Annotated in this window: 16 protein-coding genes; 13 read left to right on the top strand and 3 right to left on the bottom strand. The window is 69.4% G+C overall.

The window, feature by feature from the left end; all coding sequences use genetic code 11:
• Nucleotides 1–47 precede the first annotated feature (47 nt).
• Nucleotides 48–638: a PH domain-containing protein gene (locus ACWD3H_RS06965; RefSeq protein WP_451954340.1), complete on the bottom strand. Its 591-nt coding sequence runs from the start codon at nucleotides 636–638 to the stop codon at nucleotides 48–50.
• 231 nt (nucleotides 639–869) lie between these two features.
• On the opposite strand from ACWD3H_RS06965, the gene ACWD3H_RS06970 reads away from it, so the two are divergent.
• From ACWD3H_RS06970 to ACWD3H_RS07000, 7 genes are all read left to right on the top strand, one after another.
• Complete coding sequence (locus tag ACWD3H_RS06970) at nucleotides 870–1,853, top strand: ATP-binding cassette domain-containing protein (RefSeq protein ID WP_355560859.1); 984 nt, start codon at nucleotides 870–872, stop codon at nucleotides 1,851–1,853.
• A gap of 321 nt (nucleotides 1,854–2,174) precedes the next feature.
• Nucleotides 2,175–3,533 carry an RNA-guided endonuclease IscB gene (gene iscB / locus ACWD3H_RS06975; RefSeq protein WP_451954341.1) on the top strand — a complete coding sequence of 453 codons (1,359 nt, stop codon included), beginning with the start codon at nucleotides 2,175–2,177 and terminating at the stop codon, nucleotides 3,531–3,533.
• The gene (locus ACWD3H_RS06980) at nucleotides 3,530–4,339 is read left to right on the top strand and encodes an ABC transporter permease (RefSeq protein ID WP_350917480.1); all 810 of its coding nucleotides are present in this window, start codon (nucleotides 3,530–3,532) and stop codon (nucleotides 4,337–4,339) included. Before iscB ends, ACWD3H_RS06980 begins: the two co-directional genes overlap by 4 nt.
• Before the next feature lie 454 nt (nucleotides 4,340–4,793).
• The gene (locus ACWD3H_RS06985; RefSeq protein ID WP_350917483.1) at nucleotides 4,794–5,345 is read left to right on the top strand and encodes a YbhB/YbcL family Raf kinase inhibitor-like protein; all 552 of its coding nucleotides are present in this window, start codon (nucleotides 4,794–4,796) and stop codon (nucleotides 5,343–5,345) included.
• A gap of 183 nt (nucleotides 5,346–5,528) precedes the next feature.
• On the top strand, nucleotides 5,529–7,025 hold the full coding sequence (locus tag ACWD3H_RS06990) for a hypothetical protein (protein WP_451954342.1): 1,497 nt from the start codon (nucleotides 5,529–5,531) through the stop codon (nucleotides 7,023–7,025).
• Between the two features lie 71 nt (nucleotides 7,026–7,096).
• Entirely contained in the window at nucleotides 7,097–9,346 is a 2,250-nt protein-coding gene (locus ACWD3H_RS06995; RefSeq protein ID WP_451954343.1) for a SulP family inorganic anion transporter, read from the top strand.
• Between the two features lie 68 nt (nucleotides 9,347–9,414).
• Nucleotides 9,415–10,407, top strand: coding sequence for an NAD-dependent epimerase/dehydratase family protein (locus ACWD3H_RS07000; RefSeq protein ID WP_451954344.1), 993 nt, complete (start codon nucleotides 9,415–9,417; stop codon nucleotides 10,405–10,407).
• A gap of 188 nt (nucleotides 10,408–10,595) precedes the next feature.
• Here the strand turns inward: ACWD3H_RS07000 and ACWD3H_RS07005 are convergent, their stop codons facing one another.
• On the bottom strand, nucleotides 10,596–11,051 hold the full coding sequence (locus ACWD3H_RS07005) for a hypothetical protein (protein WP_355560874.1): 456 nt from the start codon (nucleotides 11,049–11,051) through the stop codon (nucleotides 10,596–10,598).
• Between the two features lie 211 nt (nucleotides 11,052–11,262).
• On the opposite strand from ACWD3H_RS07005, the gene fxlM reads away from it, so the two are divergent.
• A complete protein-coding gene (fxlM, locus tag ACWD3H_RS07010; protein WP_451954345.1) occupies nucleotides 11,263–12,435 on the top strand; it encodes a methyltransferase, FxLD system in 1,173 nt (390 codons plus the stop codon).
• Nucleotides 12,436–12,493: 58 nt separating this feature from the next.
• On the opposite strand, the gene ACWD3H_RS07015 is transcribed toward fxlM, so the two are convergent.
• Nucleotides 12,494–13,375, bottom strand: a complete 882-nt coding sequence (locus ACWD3H_RS07015) for an alpha/beta hydrolase fold domain-containing protein (RefSeq protein WP_451954346.1) — start codon at nucleotides 13,373–13,375, stop codon at nucleotides 12,494–12,496.
• A gap of 515 nt (nucleotides 13,376–13,890) precedes the next feature.
• Here ACWD3H_RS07015 and ACWD3H_RS07020 point away from each other — a divergent pair.
• From ACWD3H_RS07020 to ACWD3H_RS07040, 5 genes are all read left to right on the top strand, one after another.
• A complete protein-coding gene (locus ACWD3H_RS07020) occupies nucleotides 13,891–14,346 on the top strand; it encodes a DoxX family protein (protein ID WP_355568817.1) in 456 nt (151 codons plus the stop codon).
• A gap of 381 nt (nucleotides 14,347–14,727) precedes the next feature.
• Nucleotides 14,728–15,711, top strand: coding sequence for an ATP-binding cassette domain-containing protein (locus ACWD3H_RS07025; RefSeq protein ID WP_451954347.1), 984 nt, complete (start codon nucleotides 14,728–14,730; stop codon nucleotides 15,709–15,711).
• Between the two features lie 113 nt (nucleotides 15,712–15,824).
• Nucleotides 15,825–15,992 (top strand): hypothetical protein, encoded by a 168-nt coding sequence (locus ACWD3H_RS07030; RefSeq protein WP_451954348.1) that lies wholly within the window; start codon nucleotides 15,825–15,827, stop codon nucleotides 15,990–15,992.
• An 18-nt stretch (nucleotides 15,993–16,010) separates the two neighbouring features.
• Nucleotides 16,011–16,589 carry an ABC transporter permease gene (locus ACWD3H_RS07035; protein WP_451954349.1) on the top strand — a complete coding sequence of 193 codons (579 nt, stop codon included), beginning with the start codon at nucleotides 16,011–16,013 and terminating at the stop codon, nucleotides 16,587–16,589.
• A gap of 198 nt (nucleotides 16,590–16,787) precedes the next feature.
• Entirely contained in the window at nucleotides 16,788–17,426 is a 639-nt protein-coding gene (locus tag ACWD3H_RS07040) for a hypothetical protein (RefSeq protein ID WP_451954350.1), read from the top strand.
• The last annotated feature ends 54 nt before the right edge of the window (nucleotides 17,427–17,480 follow it).

Here is a 17,480-nt window from a genome sequence, read left to right on the forward strand (position 1 = left end):
GGTGCCCTCCGGCGGCTCCGCCGGTGAACGGTCGCTGGGGGATCCGGTCACGTCGCGTCGTCCCTGAGCTCTTCCGCGCGGCGGGCGAGCCCCTCGGCCAGTTCGGCGGCGACCTCGTAGTCAAGGCCCTTGATCGTGGACGAGCCCGCATGGGAGGCGGTGCGGATCTCGACGGTCGCCAGGCCCAGCATGCGCTCGAACCAGCCCTGCGCCTTGTCGACGGTCTGGATCCTGCTGACCGGCACGAACACCCATTCCCTGCTGAGCCACCCGGAACGGGCGTAGACCACGTCCTCGCTGAGCTCCCACCTGTGCACGGCGTACCGCCAGAACGGCTCGACGAGCGTGCCGGGCACCAGTAGCAGCACCATCAGCCACGGCAGCCACCAGACGTTGTCCAGCGCCCATCCGGGCAACCACGACCAGCGACTCTCGTCGATCCACCTCGCCAGGAAGAAAGAGCCACCGACCAGCACAATGGACCAGAGAACCCCCTCCATCAGCCACAAGGTGACTGCCTTGCGCGAAACCGGATTGGCGGGGGCGCGCAGGGAGACGGCCCTGCGACGCTCGCCCGGCCGACCGGCCGCCGTGGCCTCCTGCGAGGCGGGGCTGGGCTCATCGGCTCGGTCACTCACGCTGTCAGCCTAAACGGTCACGTCCCACGGGGCGCTCCGGCGGCGTGACGCAAAAAGTCCCGCCGGAGCCCGGCGGGCATCGTGGCGGGTCCGAGGGCAGGCGCTCCGACGAGGCGGCTCCCCTTCCTCGATCTGTCATCGCCCGTTTCCCTCCGGTCGGGCCGTGGATCGAAAAAGTGTCGGTGGCGCAGTACATGCTGGAGATCCGGAGACTACGGAGAGGTACGACCGATGAGCTATGCGATCCAGGCCGAGGGCCTGGTGAAACGCTACGGGGAGACCCGGGCACTGGACGGGGTGGATCTCCTCGTTCCCCAGGGGAGGCTGCTCGGTGTGCTGGGCCCCAACGGGGCGGGCAAGACCACCGCGGTGCGCATCCTGGCGACGTTGCTCCGCCCCGACGCCGGCACCGCCGTCGTCGGCGGCTACGACGTGACGCGCCAGGCCCACCAGGTGCGTTCACTGATCGGCCTGACCGGCCAGTACGCCGCCGTCGACGAGATGCTCACCGGTGTCGAGAACCTGGTGATGATCGGCCGCCTGCTGGGCATGACGCGTGCCGATTCCCGGGCGCGCGCGGGCGAGCTGCTGGAGCGCTTCGACCTGTCCGATGCCGGCGGGCGGGCCGCCAAGACCTACTCCGGCGGCATGCGCCGCCGTCTGGACCTGGCCGCCAGCCTGGTCGGCCGCCCCCAGGTGCTCTTCCTCGACGAGCCCACCACCGGGCTCGACCCGCGCAGCCGCACAGACCTGTGGAGCGTGGTGCGCGGCCTGATGGCCGACGGTGTCACCGTGCTGCTCACCACCCAGTATCTGGAGGAGGCGGACCAGCTCGCCGACGACATCGTCGTCTTCGACCACGGCAGGGTCATCGCCTCCGGCACCTCCGACCAGCTCAAGGCGACCACCGGTGCCCAGGTCCTGGAGGTGCGTCCCTCGCAGGCCGAGCACCTCGATCTGGTCGGCAAGGTGCTGGCCGACGTGCTGGGCGAGATTCCCGACCTCAGCGGGGGCAGGGCCACCGCCTCCGTCCACGACCCCGCCGCCGTCCCCGTGATCGTGCGCCGTCTGGACGAGCAGGGTGTCATCGCCTCGGAGCTCGCGCTGCGCAAGTCCAGCCTGGACGAGGTGTTCCTGGCCATCACCGGCCACCTGCCCGAGGGCGAGGAGACCCCTGACAAGGAAGAGGCATTCGCGTCAACGACCCCGGCCTGAGGGCTGGAGCTTGAGGTGCCGCACCGCGCACCGCCGGCTCCACGTTGACCAGCCCCAGCCATCACGATGTGGAGGTGCAACCAGATGGCTACGTTGAACACACGCCGGCAGACCGACTCCGGGGTGCTTCCTCAGCCCCGGACCCTCGAATCCACGTCAGCAGACACCCCGCAGGGTCGGGACGAAACGGGACATGGACGCCGCAAGGCAACGGGTGTTCAACCTGGGCGAGGGGAGACCGGCCAGGCCGCACCATCTGACCGGCGTCACCCCAAGGGCGCTGAAGCGTCCGAGGGAGCGAACCGTGAGGTTCACCCGGCCGTGTTCGTCCTGGACGTGCACAGCCACCCGCTTGACCCGTGCCACCCGGCTCGTGCACGCCGCCTGCTGGCAGCGGGCCGGGCAGTGGTGGTGCGCCACACCCCGTTCGTCATCCGCCTGCGCGACCGCACCGTGGCCGACTCCGTCGTCCAGGGTGTGCAGGTCGGCATCGACCCCGGCAGCAAACACACCGGCATCGCGGTGTTCCGCACCGGCCGCGCCGACCGCATCGGCCTGTACGGCGTTCAGCTCGACCACCGGAGCGGGCAGATCCGCGACAGGCTCACCGCCCGCGCCGCTCTACGCCGGGGGCGCCGGTCGCGGAACCTGCGCTACCGCACCCCCCGCTTCAACAACCGCACGAAACCGCAGGGGTGGCTGGCGCCGTCGCTGCGACACCGCGTAGACGGCACCGTGTCGTGGGTGGCGCGGCTGACCCGGTGGGCGCCCGTCACCGCCGTGCACGTGGAGCGGGTCTCCTTCGACACCCACGCCCTGTCGGCCGGACGACCGCTCGAAGGAGTGGAATACCAGCAGGGCACCCTCGCCGGGTACGAGGTCCGCGAGTACCTGCTGGCCAGGTGGGGGCGGGCGTGCGCCTACTGCGGCGCCCGCGGCGTACCGCTGAACCTCGACCACCTCCACCCGCGCAGCCGAGGCGGTTCCGACCGTCTCAGCAACCTCGTCGTGGCATGCATACCGTGCAACCAGGCCAAGGCCGCCACCTTGGTCGAGGAGTTCCTGGCCGACAGGCCGAAGGTGCTGGCGAAGGTGCTGCGGCAGGTCAAGACCCCCCTGCGGGACGCCGCCGCCGTGAACGCCACCCGGTGGGCACTGTGGCGGGCACTGAAGGCCACCGGCCTACCGGTCGCCGTCGCGTCCGGCGGGCGCACGAAATGGAACCGGTCCCGCACCGGCGCCGCGAAATCCCACACCCTCGACGCCCTGCACGTCGGCCACCTCAACACCGTGACCGGTTGGCCGTCCGCGGTCCTGGTGGTCGCAGCGACCGGGCGCGGTACTTATCGCCGCACCCGCAGCGACCGCTACGGATTCCCCCGGCTGGCACTACCTCGAACCAAACGCCACCACGGCTATCAGACCGGCGACCTGGTCCGCGCCATCGTCCCGGCCGGCACCAAAACCGGGACGCACACGGGACGGGTCGCGGTCCGCTCCACCGGCAGGTTCAACATCCGCACCCGGCACGGCCTCGTGCAGGGCATCCACCACCGCCATGTTCGCCTGCTCCAACGAGCCGACGGCTATGGCTACACCACCCGCCCAGAAGCGCAGCACAGTGCCGCGTTTCCTCCCCCGCCCGCAGGCGGGGGTATCCACGCTGGAAGTAACCGATGACCACACTGACGACGACCATCCCGCAGATGGCCGCCAAGCGCGTCACTCCCCTGGCAACTCTGCAGCAAACCATGACACTGGCCTGGCGCAGCCTGGTTCAGATCAAGCACAACCCGTGGGAGCTGCTGGATCTGAGCATCCAGCCCATCATGTTCCTGCTGCTGTTCACCTACGTCTTCGGCGGCGCCATCTCCGGATCCACTGGCGACTACCTGCAGTTCGCCCTGCCCGGCCTGCTCGTGCAGAACGCCCTGTTCTACACGCTCTCCACCGCTATCGGCCTCAACACCGACATCACCAAGGGCGTCTTCGACCGGCTGCGGAGCCTGCCCATCGCCCGCACCGCGCCCCTGTCCGGGCGCATCATCGCCGACACCGCCAAGCAGGTGTGGGCCTTCGCCCTGCTGGTCGGCTTCGGCATGGTGCTGGGTTTCCGGGTCACCACCAGTTTCTTCGGATTGCTGGGTGCCCTGGCGCTGCTGGTCGTGGTCGCCCTGGCCATGTCCTGGATGTCGGTGCTGATCGGGTTGAAGGCCTCCAGTCCCGAGAAGGTGCAGATGATCGCCTTCTCCACGATGATGCCGCTGACCTTCACCAGCAGCGCCCTAGTGCCCTCCGCCACCTTCCCGTCCTGGCTGAAGACCTGGTCCGACCTCAACCCCGTCACGCACCTGGCGGACGCCATCCGCGGCCTGCTCATCGGCGGCGACGTCACCAGGGCCGCGCTCTTCTCGCTGCTCTGGGCCGCCGGTTTCGCCGTGGTCTTCGCCCCTCTGGCGATCCGCGCGTTCCGCAGCCGCGTCTAGCGCCCTGCCTCTGAAGTGCCCCCTGAGTGCCCCTGGGTCCTCTCCGCCCAGCGCGGCCGAGCGATGCCTCGCCGCGTTGGGCGTACTTCGGGGCGGCTCTCCCCGAGAGGCTCCAGACAGGCCGCTGCACGAAGTTTCCGCCGGGGCCTAGGAAACCGGTCCGGCTGGATCCGGCAGGGGCGGGGCGGCCCACTGGAGGGGCGTCTCGGGGGCACAGCCGCCACGGGCGCTCCAGCCGTCGCAGAGGTTCCAGGCGTCACGGCCGCCGGAAACCGCGGGACATGACCGGCGAGCGACGGTCAGGGGACGGCGAAACCAGTTTGATGTTAACTCTCGCCCCTTCCGTCCCTCGATTTTGCCCGTTTTTCGGCCTTTTCCCCCCCACGGAACCTCGCGATCCGGTCTGCGCATCTTCCAGACCCGCGTAGCATCATCGGGCATGGGGCAGCCAAACATGTCTACGCGCCGCCCGCGGCTCATCTCGGGAATGGCGATCGCCGCGGCGCTCGTCGTCGCGTCCTCGGGTTGTGGGATGGCTAGCGGCATGGCCTCGACGGAGAGATCTCAGCTGGAGCCGATCAGCGTCTCCAGCCCCCGGGTCAGAGACGGCGGCCCCCTGCCGTCCGACTATTCATGCAAGGGTTCGGCCGGTAATCCCCCGTTGCGCTGGTCTCGCGTGCCCGAGGGCACGAAGTCCGTCGCGATCGTGGCGGACAGCAACTCCCGGACAGGCGGCGAGGTGCACTGGGTCGTTTTCGACATCGACCCCCGCACCAACGAACTACCTGAGGGCGGCGTCCCGGTGGGAGCCGTGGAGGGAAGCACGACGAACGGCAAGGTGGGCTATAGCCCCCCGTGCGGCGTCCAGGAGAACTATCGTTTCACTGTCTACGCGCTCGACGGCAAGGTCGATCTTCGCAAGGGAGCCTCCCTTGACCAGACCTTGAGGAGCATCGCGGACAAGACGATCGCCTGGGGACGGCTCACCGCGGCGCACATCGAGTGACTGGCCAAACACCGGAGGTAGTAATGGTTACCAATTCTTCACTTAGGGTGTGACAACGCTCATAGTGGTCCGACACAATCAGATCCAATGTCCAAGCGCAGGTGATGCATGGGGGAAGGTCGCGTCGATGGCCGCGCGACCTCACCGGCGCCGCTGTAAGGCCATGGCCTTGAGGGTGGTGCAATGATCGCGGTCGTAGTAAGCCTGGTCGCCGTCGTGCTCCTCGTGCTCGTCGTCGTGGCACTGGGAATGCGGTCGATGAACCGCAGGGAGAGCGCGCTCCCCGCGGAACGTCTGCGGGAGATGGCGGAGAAGGAGGCGCTGACTCCGACCATGTCCAGCGACGACTTCGCCACCAGAGAACCAAAGATGAACCACTTCACCCCCGACCTGACACCGTTCGACGAGCCGAAGCCGCCACGCCAGCCGCGGCCGCCGAGCTCCCGGGGCAAGCGCGGGCTGAACGAGTTCGGCCAGGTGGACGACTACGACGACGACTACTGGACACGGCTCCAGGCTGACGAGGGCGGTTTCGGAGGGCCCTTGGCAGCTCAGATGGGCGCGAGCCGTCCCGTCGACAAGGAGAACCAGCAGGTCGAGGCCGACGCGACGACAGCGCAGGCACCGCTCCCGACCAGGCCCCAGCCGTCCCGCGGCGCCCCGCAACCCCCCGCTCCCCGACCGGCCAGGCCGGCTCCCGAGCCGGCCGTCGCCTCCGCCTCGCTGCCCTCCGGCCTCGACGACCTCATCGCCCCGGTCCAGCCGAACCCCGCTCCCACCGCGGCGTCACTCGCCGAGCAGCGGACCGTGACGTTCGCGGCTCCCACTCCCGGCGCCTTCGGTGACGCCCGTCCCTCGCGGGCGAGTTCTCGCCGCGGCGGGAACCGGACACCCTCGCAGCCGTCGCCCCAGCCCGTCCAGGGCAACGGCGCCCCCTCCCGGCCCGACCCGCTGAACGACCCGCTCGGTGGCCCGTACCCTCGCCGCGGCGCGAGTTCCCGGCCCAGCGGCAGCGGCTCGTCCGGTGCCCGTCCGGGCAACGGTGGACCGCCCGCCTCGATGCCCCCCATGGGTCCCACGACCAGCGGCGGCTTCCCCGCCACGCCCGCGCCCGACCCGCTCGCGGCTTCCTACCGCACCCCGGCGCAGCCACCCAAGAGCAACCTGACGGACAACCCGTGGGCACAGGCCACGAGCCCGACGTCGGGTGGCTGGCCGGCGGCGAACACCGCCGACATCCTCGACGACCCGGCCCCGTCCTACTCCTCGTACCAGACGCCGGTCTACGGCGCTCCGCCCGCGGGCTCGTACGAGGTCAGCTCGGGCTGGGCCACCATCGACGACGACGCGATCACCGGTCCGAGCCCGGCGATCTCCGCCTCCACCGGCCCCTCCCGGGCCTTCCCCCCCGCCCAGGACCGCCCGGCCGACCCGCGGGGCGGGACGACCGGCGGGTACGGCTACGAACCCCAGCCCGCCACCCCGGCCAGCCCGGTCGCGTGGCCGGAGCCCGGCACTCCCAACGGGAGCGACGGCGCGAGCTGGCCAAGCTACGGCGAGCTCTACGGCACCGCCCCCGAGACCGCGACCGCTCCCGCCGAGGGACGAGGCCGGGACGGCTCGCGGGGCAACCACCATCGGGCAACCCAGGAGCCCGACTACCCCGACTATTACCGCTGATTCTCCCCGTCCTCCGTAAAAGCCCACGGTAAACGCCCGGCCGATGAGGCGCGGCCCCGTAGGGTCTGCACATGGAGACGGACACGAAGAGCGACGGTTTGTTTACGGTGGGTCGCATCGCCTCCGTGCTGCGGTACGACCTACCCGCATCCCTGGTGGTCTTCCTGGTGGCACTGCCCCTCTCACTGGGCATCGCGGTCGCCTCGGGAGCACCACTGGCGGCGGGACTCATCGCCGGTGTGGTGGGCGGCGTGGTGGCGGGCCTGCTGGGCGGCTCCGTCGTCCAGGTGAGCGGGCCCGCCGCGGGGCTGTCCCTGGTGGTCGCCGATCTGGTGATGCGATACGGCTGGCGGGCCACCTGCATGATCACCTTACTCGCGGGCGTCCTGCAGCTGCTGCTGGGCGTCTGCCGGGTCGCCCGCTCGGCGCTGGCGGTCTCGCCCGCCGTGGTGCACGGCATGCTCGCCGGGGTGGGCGTGGTGATCGCCCTCGCCCAGCTGCACGTGGTGCTCGGCGGGAACCCGCAGCGCTCCGCGATCGAGAACCTGATCGAGCTGCCCCAGCAGATCATCCACAACCACACGCACGCGGTCTTCGTCGGCCTGCTGACCATCACGGTCCTGGTCGCCTGGACCCGTCTGCCGGCACGGCTGCGGGTTTTCCCCGCGCCGCTGGCGGCCCTGCTCGCCGCCTCGGTGACCGCCTGGGCGCTCGGCTGGGAGGTCACCCGGATCGACCTGTCCGCCAGCCTGGACTCCTGGGCCACCCCGCTCTGGCCCACGGGTGACTGGCACGGGATCATCGCCGCGGTGCTCATCGTGGCGCTGCTGGCCGGGGTGGAGTCGCTGCTCTGCGCGGTGGCCGTCGACAAGCTGCACGAGGGCAGGCGCTCCGACCTCGACAGGGAGCTCATCGGCCAGGGCGTGGCCAACATGGTGACCGGCTCGCTGGGCGGCCTGCCCGTGGCCGGGGTCATCGTCCGCAGCACCACCAACGTCAGGGCAGGGGCGCGCAGCCGCTGGTCCACGATCCTGCACGGCGTGTGGATCCTGCTGTTCGCGGTCGGTCTGGGGTGGATGATCGCCCTGATCCCGATGGAGGCACTGGCCGCGCTGCTGGTCTTCATCGGCGTGCAGATGGTCAACATGGGGCATCTGCGTAACCTGCGCGGCCACAGCGAGGTGCCGGTGTACGTCGTCACGATGGCCGGGGTGGTGCTGCTCGGCCTCGCCGAGGGAGTGCTGGTCGGCCTCGGCCTCGCCGCGCTGTTCGCGCTGCGCCGCCTCACCCGGGTGACCGTGCGGGCCACCGCCGAGCCGGACGGCCGCTGGCACGTGGTGATCGGCGGCTCGCTGACCTTCCTGGGGGTGCCCACGCTCACCTCGGAGTTGCGGGCCATCCCGGCCGGCGCCTCGGTCGACCTCGACCTGAACATCGACTTCATGGACAACGCGGCCTTTGAGGCCATCCACGACTGGCGGCACGAGCACGAGCGCGGCGGCGGGAGCGTGGACATCGACGAGATCCACGACGAGTGGTATGCCATGGCGGCCAGCGGCGCCCGGATGTTCCCCGCCAAGACCCCGCCCCTGGCACCCGACCGTTGGTGGCTGCCCTGGTCCCACCGGCGGAGCGGGCGGCGCTCGACCCGCCATCCGCTGGTCGCCACCCGGCACACGCCCCGCGGCGGCAGTCCCGCCGTGCCCGACCTGCTGGCCGGGGCACGGGAGTTCCACCAGCGCACGGCACCGCTGGTCCGTCCCCTCCTGCACGGGATGGCCCGCGGGCAGGAGCCCTCGCATCTCTTCATCACCTGCGCGGACTCCCGTATCGTGCCGAACCTGATCACCGCCAGCGGCCCGGGAGACCTGTTCACCCTCCGCAACCTCGGCAACCTGGTGCCCCGGCTGGGTTCCGTGCCGGCGGACGACTCGGTGGCCGCGACGATCGAGTACGCGACGGACGCGCTCAACGTCCGCACCATCACGGTCTGCGGACACTCGGGGTGCGGGGCGATGACCGCCCTGCTCAGCGGGGGTGAGAAGGCGGCGGGTCTGCCGGCGCTGGGCCGCTGGCTACGCCACGGCAACCACACCCTGGCACGGTTCATCGCTGGTGAGAGCGCCGGCGACGACGAGGGCCCGCTGGACCGCCTCTGCCGGGTCAACGTGATCCAGCAACTGGAGAACCTCCGGACCTACCCGCAGGTGGACCGGCTGTTCCGCGCCGGGCACCTGGAGCTGGTCGGCATGTACTTCGACATCGGCACCGCCCGGGTGCACCTGCTGGAGCATCACCCGATCGCGAGCCGTCCGCTGTGAGCGGATGGCTTGCGCTACGGGTGAAAGCCTGTGGTCCCGTATCCGCCGGGCGCCAAGAATGAGGCGCTATGAGGATTCTGATCATGGGTGGTTCGGTTTTCCTGGGCCGGGCGATCACCCAGGAGGCGCTGCGGCGCGGGCACGAGGTCACGACGTTCAACCGGGGTCGCAACGGGGTCGACCTGCCGGGCGTGGAGGCGGTCAGGGGCGACCGTGAGGTGCCGGAGGACCTGGATCGCCTGGTGGCGGGCCGGGAGTGGGACGCCGTCATCGATGTCCACGGGCAGGTCCCGAGGGTCGTCGGCGAGTCGGTGCGGAGGCTCGCCGGCCGGGCGGGCAGCTACGCGTACATCTCCAGCATCTCGGCTCTCTCCGACTTCCCCGAGCGGGAGTGCGACGAGAGCTCACCGCTCTTCGAGTGCGCGCCGGACGCGGGTCCCGAGGACGGTCACTACGGCATGCTCAAGGCGGGCTGCGAGCGGGCGGTGGAGGAGGGCTTCGACGGCAACGTACTGATCATCCAGCCGGGTCTCATCCTGGGCCCGTACGAGAACGTGGGCCGCCTGCCCTGGTGGCTGGACCGGATCTCCCGGGGCGGGCGGGTGCTGGCCCCGGGTGACCCGGACCGGGCGATGCAGGTCATCGACGTCCGCGACATCGCCGCGTTCGTCCTCACCCACGCCGAGGCCGGGACGGCGGACCGCTTCCTCACCGGCGGGGTGCGCGGCAACACCACCTACGGTGACTGGCTGGCCGAGTGCCGCGCGGTGACCGGTTCGGACGCCGAGTTCGTCTGGGTCGACGACCGCTTCCTGCTCGATCGGAAGGTGTCGCCGTGGACCGAGTTCCCGGTCTGGACTCCCGACGGCCCCGAGTTCGCCGGGGTCTGGTTGTCCTCCTCGGCGAAGGCCATCGCGGCCGGGCTGACCTGCCGCCCGGTCGCCGAGACCGTACGCGACACCTGGGCGTGGCTGCGTGACGTCCCGCCGGCAGAGCGCGCGTTCCGCGGGCACGGCATCGATCCGGAGAAGGAGGCCGCGATCCTGGCCGAGTGGGCATAGGGGTTCCCGGTCACCACGATCCGCCCGCGGCAGGGGTGTATTTCTACGCAGACGCCGGATCGGCTGACGCATAGGGTCGTGGCTGTCCGGCTCCGTCCCCCGAACGCCGGACAGCGGTCCACGCTCCCGGGGCCGAGGGTGGAGGGCTGCCGATACCGTCCTCCACCCACCCCTTCACCCATGCCGTGTCACGCGCGGCGGGTGTGCCTCATCGTCCAGTTGGTCTCCCAGGTCTTCTCCCCGTCCGCGGAGAACGCCTGCTCCCACAGGGCCGAGGTCGGCGTGATCTCCGACCACGTGTACCGCATCCGGACGGGCGTACCCTCGTGGGTTTCGTCGCCGTGGAACACGCCCTTCCCATCGGCGAACGTGCCGAAGACGGGATTGTGCAGAACTCCGGTCTCGCTGTTGATCCAGTAGATCGCCCACAGTTCACGTTTGACGTCAAAAGTCCGTATCGACACCCCCTTGAAGCCCTTCGTGGGGAAGGTGATCTCGTCGAAGACGCCCGCGCCGTCGAAGAAACCGCGGCAGACGGCGACGCTGGGAAACTCCTCCCACTCATCGCCTCCGCTCAGCGGTTTGAGGAGCCTGCGGTTGTCTATGTCCCAGGTACCGTGCAGGAAGTCGAAATCGCTGTTCATGCTGAGATATTAGAGCCGCTCCCTAACATTCCCTGTCAATCGGGCAGAGGGATTTCCTGCCCGCGCGGGCGTTGCGTGGCCCTCGCATGCGGGGTACCGTCACGGCCCTCAGGATCCGTTTTTCCATACGACATCCGGCACAGCGACATTTTCCGCTCGCCGGGGCATATAACTCAGGCCGCCACATACGCATACGGCACGGAGGTCGACGATGGCTGGGTGGCACGCGTTACGGGAGGAACTGGTCTCGCGGGTACGTACCCGGGGGATCAGCCAGGTCGTGGCCGATGCGTTGCGGACGGTGCCACGGCACGTGTTCCTGCCCGAGCTTCCCGCGCAGACCGTCTACCAGGACGACGCCATCGTGACCAAGCGCGACGCGGACGGCCGCCCGATCAGTTCCTCCTCGCAGCCGGCGATCATGGCTCTGATGCTGGACCAGCTCGGGGTGGAGCCGGGGCAGCGCGTGCTGGAGATCGGCACCGGAACCGGCTACAACGCCGCGCTCCTCGCCCATCTGGTGGGGCCGGAGGGCCAGGTCGTGAGCGTCGACATCGACCCCGAGCTGGTCACGCTCGCCGGGGAGCACCTGGCGGTCGCGGGACACCCCGAGGTGAGGCTGGTGTGCGCCGACGGATCCGAGGGATTCCCGCCGGGGGCGCCCTACGACCGGGTGATCGCCACCGTCGGCGTGTGGGACCTGGCACCGGCCTGGCTTGAGCAACTCGGGCCCGGCGGGCGTCTCGTGGCCCCGCTGGACCTGCGGGGGGTGCAGCGCTCGGTGGCGATGGAGCGAGCGGACGGGCACTGGACGAGCCGCTCGGTGCTGCCCTGCGGGTTCATGCGGATGCGCGGCCCCTTCGCGGGTCCCGAGACGACGCTGGTACTGGACCGCGAGTCCGACCTGACGATCTCGCTGCCCGAGGCGAGCGAGATCGGTGATGTGCTGGCGGCGCTCGACGGACCCGTGGTCGAGCTCTCCACCGAGATCAGCGTCGGCTTCTCCCAGCTCCTCGACGGGCTGAGCCTCTGGCTGGCGGTGCACGAGCCCCGCTGGTGCACCATGTCGGAGGCGCGACCCGGCTGGCTGGCCTCGCCCCCGCTCGACCTGACCGGGTTCCGGATGGCCGTCGGGATCGTCGAGCGCGACAACCTCTGCATGCTGGAGCCGTCGCCGGACGGCACCCTGATCGCTCGCGGCCACGGGCCGGACCGGCTGCGGCTCGCGGGCGAGCTGGTCGCTCACGTCCAGGCGTGGGACATGGCGGACCGCCCCATGACGACCGGACTCCGTATCGATGCCTACCTGGGTGACCCTCCGCGCGGCGGCCTGCTCCTCCGCAAGCACCACACCACCCTGGCCCTGTCGTGGCAGGATTCGTAGCGGGTTGCCGTTAGCGCGTGTGACGCCGGCCGTCGCTTCGATCGCTGCGGAGCCGCGATCAACTCTTCTGCAGGATCTGCGCGATCGTCGCGATGGCGTGGCGGCCCTCGGGGACCGGGGTCAGGACGTAGACATGAAAGGCTCCCCGCACGACGTGCAGGTTCACCTGCACGTCGTGCGGGGCGCGCTCCCGCAGGAGCAGGGCGTCGGGATAGAGCACGTCGTGCGTGCCCACGAAGAGCTCGACCGGCGGCAGGCCGGTCAGATCACCGTGGACGGGGCTCAGCCGCGGGTCGCGCGGATCGTCCCCCGCGGCCCAGGCACGCCCGGCCTCGATCAGGCCGACGCTGCTGAGCCATGGATCGCGCCGTTCGACGACGGGGATGTCGGGGTGGGACATGGTGATGTCCAACCACGGTGACAGCAGGATCAGTCTGCCGGGCCGGGGCAGCGCGGAGGCGGCCAGGTCCTGCGCCAGGGCCAGCGCCAGACCGCCTCCGGCCGAGTCTCCGGCGAGGAAGACAGCCTCCGCCTCGCAGGTCTGTAGCAGGTCGCGGTAGACAGCGGTGAGGAAAGGAAAGGCTTCGCGGTAGGTGTGCCGGGGAGCCAGTCCGTAGATGGGCACCTCCACCCGCATCCCGGCATCGGCGAGTGCGAAGATGAAGCTCCAGTGCTCTTTGGTGATCTCATCGATGTAGGCGCCGCCGTGCAGGTAGATCACCGCTTTGGCCGGGGCCGGGGCCGAGCGCGGGATCACGGTGTAGCAGTCGAACCCCTCCAGGCTGCGCCGGTGCACCCGGTGCCGTGCGGCCGCCCGGGCCGGGGGAGCCGGATCGGCCTTGACTGCGTTGATCGCCTTGCGGGCCCGCTCGGCGGTGGCCATGCGCGGCTTGTACAGCCCGCGCAGCAGCACCGACAGGACCCTCATCTGCACGCTCATCACGCCTCCTGCGGAGCCTGCGGCTCATTCATGACCGGGTACGCGGCACGTCGTCCACCACCTGCACACTGCGCGGCACCTTAGTATCCGGCCGGCGTGGTACGACGAATACTGGAATCCGCCTGTCGATAGGGGGCGCGGTTCGGGCGACGTCCACAACCTCCGTGTCCCGGGTACGCAGGTGACGAGTCACGACCGCGCATGGAACGCGCCAATCAGCTGTGTGGTTGAAACGTACATTAAATAGTTAAGTAGAACATGTGTCGCTAAAAGGCGATCTATTCGGTTCAGCTGCGATTTTCGTACTTAACTCACTCTTTACCGATCAGTACTGATCGCCGACTCCAGACATCACGCCTGTGACGATCTACCATGACACTCAACCTTGACAAAGGGTTAAACAAGGACACGGGCCGTCGTGTCATCGAACCGTACGGAGCGAGGGTGGAATGTGGCCCGGCGATGCCGTGTGGAAACAACGGATACGCGGCGCCATGAAAATCAGGGGTGATTCCATGCAGATCAACCGATTCAACGGGCCGGTGCTCTCGCTCTTCCGCATCGTGACAAGTCTTCTCTTCCTGTGCCACGGCCTGGCGTCGATGTTCGGCGTCTTCGGCGGCAACCGCGGCACCGGCCAGGCCCTCGCGTTCGGCGTCTGGCCCGGCTGGTGGGCCGCACTCATCCAGGTGGTCTGCGGTGGGCTCGTCCTCGCCGGGTTCCTCACTCGTGTCAACGCGACGCTCGCGTCAGGCTCGATGGCCTACGCGTACTTCGTGGTGCACCTGCCGCAGGACTTCATGCCGTTGCGCAACGGCGGCGAGCTCGCGGCGCTGTTCTGCTGGTCGTTCCTGATCATCGCCGTGCTCGGCCCCGGCTCCTGGGCGATCGACGCCCTGCTCCGGCGCCGCCGCGGCGCCTCGGCCGTCCCCCGTCAGATCCACGCCCCCGCGCATGCCGAGGGAACCTGACCAGCACCTTTTCCCAGGAGCGTAGCGGAGCCCTGGGCGCCGATCCGGCGCCTGGGGCTCTCTCGCGTTCCGGCGGCTCAGGGGGCGTCACCGAGGCCCGGCTTCCCGCGGCGGAACGGGAATTTCGCACTGTTTTTCATTGCTTCAGCCGGATTCGGAAAAGCCCAGGTCAGCGTGGGGAACCCGGTTCGGGCGGGTGACGGAAAGGACCTTGCACCGATCCGAGGGAGCGCGAGTTTTCGCAGGTCAGAGCAAATGTGAACGTACGTTTCACGTTTGCCTGATCCGGATCGCGTGGGTAAAGATGAATCATCTCCAGCCGGACCCCCGACCAGGGGTTTCCTCGGCATGCCACCAACCGACCACCCCGAGGAGGGGACGATGATCCATGCCCGAGGGCTGACCCGGCGATTCAAGGTCGGAAAAGGAGGCGTCGACGCCGTGCGCGGTCTCGACATCGATGTGGAGGCGGGTCAGTTGGTGGCCTTCCTCGGTCCGAACGGCGCGGGGAAGTCCACCAGCCTGCGCATGCTGACCTCCCTGCTCCCGCCGACGTCGGGAACCGCGACCGTGGCGGGCCGCGATGTCGTGTCGGATCCGGCCGGGGTCCGCGCCCGCATCGGCTACGTCGGCCAGAAGAGCAGCGCGGGCGAGAACTTCCGCGTCCGCGACGAGCTGGTGACCCAGGCGCGCTGCTACGGGCTGCGGCGGGCCGAGGCGCGGCGGCGGGCCGACGAGGTCCTCGGCCTGCTGGACCTGGAAGCGCTGGCCACCCGGAGGCCCGGCACCCTCTCCGGCGGCCAGCGCCGCCGTCTCGACATCGCCCTGGGCCTCATCCACCGGCCCGGCCTGCTGTTCCTGGACGAGCCCTCGACCGGCCTCGACCCGCAGAGCCGCGCCAACATCTGGGAGCACATCCTGCGGTTGCGCGAGGAACACGGCACGACCCTCTTCCTGACCACTCACTACCTGGAGGAGGCCGACACCATGGCCGAACGGGTGGTGGTCATCGACCACGGCCGGATCATCGCCGACGGAACCGCCGAGCAGTTGAAGGGCGAGCTGGCCGGTGACCGCGTCACGGTCACCGTCCACGACGAGCCGGGGGCGGCGAGGGCCGCCGAGGTCGCCGCGCGGATCGCGGGATCGGACGCGGTCACCGTCGATGGGAGGACGGTACGGCTGCGGGTGCCCCACGCGGGCAGGGCACTGCCGGAGTACCTGCGCTCCCTGGAGGTCTCGGGGGTGAAGGTCGCCACCGCGGAGACCGCCCGGCCCACGCTGGACGACGTGTTCCTCGCGCTGACCGGCCGCAGCCTGCGCGAGAGCGACGAGAACCATGGGACCGCCCCGCACGACGCCTGAGCGTCGGCGCCGCCCCCTCGCACTGACCGGCCCCGCACTGAACGGCCACGCCCCGCGCGACACCTGGCCATCGGCGGCATGCCCCTCCCCCACCGGCAAGAAAGGTCACCCCCGTGAGCGTACGACTCTTCCTCCGTGACACCTCGACCGTGTTCTCCCGCGAGTTCGTCCCCGTGTTGCGCGAACCCCTCGGCCTCCTCTTCACCATGGGGCAGCCACTGCTCTTCCTCTTCCTGTTCGGTCCGCTGCTCGCCGGAACGCAGAGTTTCGAGGGCCAGTGATCGCCGTGGCAGTGGTTCGTGCCCGGCATTCTGATCATGATGTGCCTGTCCGGGCCGATGATGGCCGGCTACTCGCTGCTGGTGGAGCTGATCGGCGGCTCGATGGAGCGCATGCTGGTCACCCCGCTGAACCGCACGGCGATGCTGGTCGGCCGGACGATGAAGGAGTTCGTGATCCTGCTGGCCCAGGCCGCGCTGATCATCGCGCTCGCGGTGCCGCTGGGCTTCCGCCCGCACCTGCCGGGGGTGCTGACCGGGCTGGCGATACTGGTCGTGTTCGGGATCGGCCTGGGATCGCTCTCCTTCGTCCTCGCGATCGCGTCCAGACCGAGCGGCAACCTGTTCTACGGGGTCACCCAGCTGGTGCTGTTCCCGCTGATGCTGCTCTCCGGCGTGCTGCTGCCGATGGACTTCGGCCCGGCGTGGCTCCAGGCGGTCGCCGCGCTGAACCCGGTCACCCACATCGTCGAGGCGGAGCGGGCACTGTTCTCCGGCCGTTTCGCGGACACCTCGGTGCTGTACGGGACGCTCTGGGCCTGCGTCGTCGCCGCGGTGGGCCTGGCCATGGGCACCAGGGCGATGCGCCGCGGCATCTGACACGACGCTCTCGGCAGCGGGCGCGCGTCCGGCCGGCTCCTCTCTGTCTGCGCGGAGAAGACGGAGAGCCCCGCTCCCCGGGAAGGGACACTGTTGGCGAATCCGTCCCTTGTTGATCCAGGCGCCTACCAGTAGCGGTGGTTGTCGCGTCGGGTAAGTCGAGCGACAGCCACCGGAGGGGCGTATATCGTCACGATCATGCTTCCTGCCTACCGCCGGGTCTATCTTCGCCTGTTCGCCGAGGCGCCGTCCGAGGACAGTGGTGCGATCGCCGCTGAGCTGTCGCGCGTGCTTGGCGAACATGGCGAGGTGACGGTCAAAGAGGATGGCCGTTACTGGAAGATGCCGGAGTGTCTCGAGTTCAACGTGGAGTTGACCCCGGGGAGCAGCGTCGCCGAATGTATCGACGATCTGGGTGACGTGAGCGGCTGGAAGGACACAGGCTCGGACGATGATGTCTGGATCGATCATGTCTGGAACTGGGCCGGAGAAAATTTCCTCCACCCCACTTTGCGCTGGGCCCATCTCTGCGCCACAGAGGCACCATTCCCACCGCCGCGGTTTGAGTCGGGTTACCTGGTAATCATCCGAGACTGTCAGACGGCTCGAGACGAAGAACTGGTCGGGGCAGAGGCGACCGTGATCGACTATTCGCACCCGTTGCCGGATGCATGGCAATATGTGGTGCTACCAGTAGGCCGGGACCGTGTCGAGACCTTCGATGAGCACGAGTTGGAGCCTGGCGGTCCTCGTGCAGCGGCCGATGGCGAACCGATATGGATCAGCGTCAGCCGGAACGGTGAGATCACCGGCTCTTCCAAGCCACTGACTCGCTGATGACCGTCTTCGTGGAAGATGCGGATGCCACGACGGCATCCCTGATGTGATCGG

Source organism: Streptosporangium sp. NPDC002607, assembly GCF_053592655.1.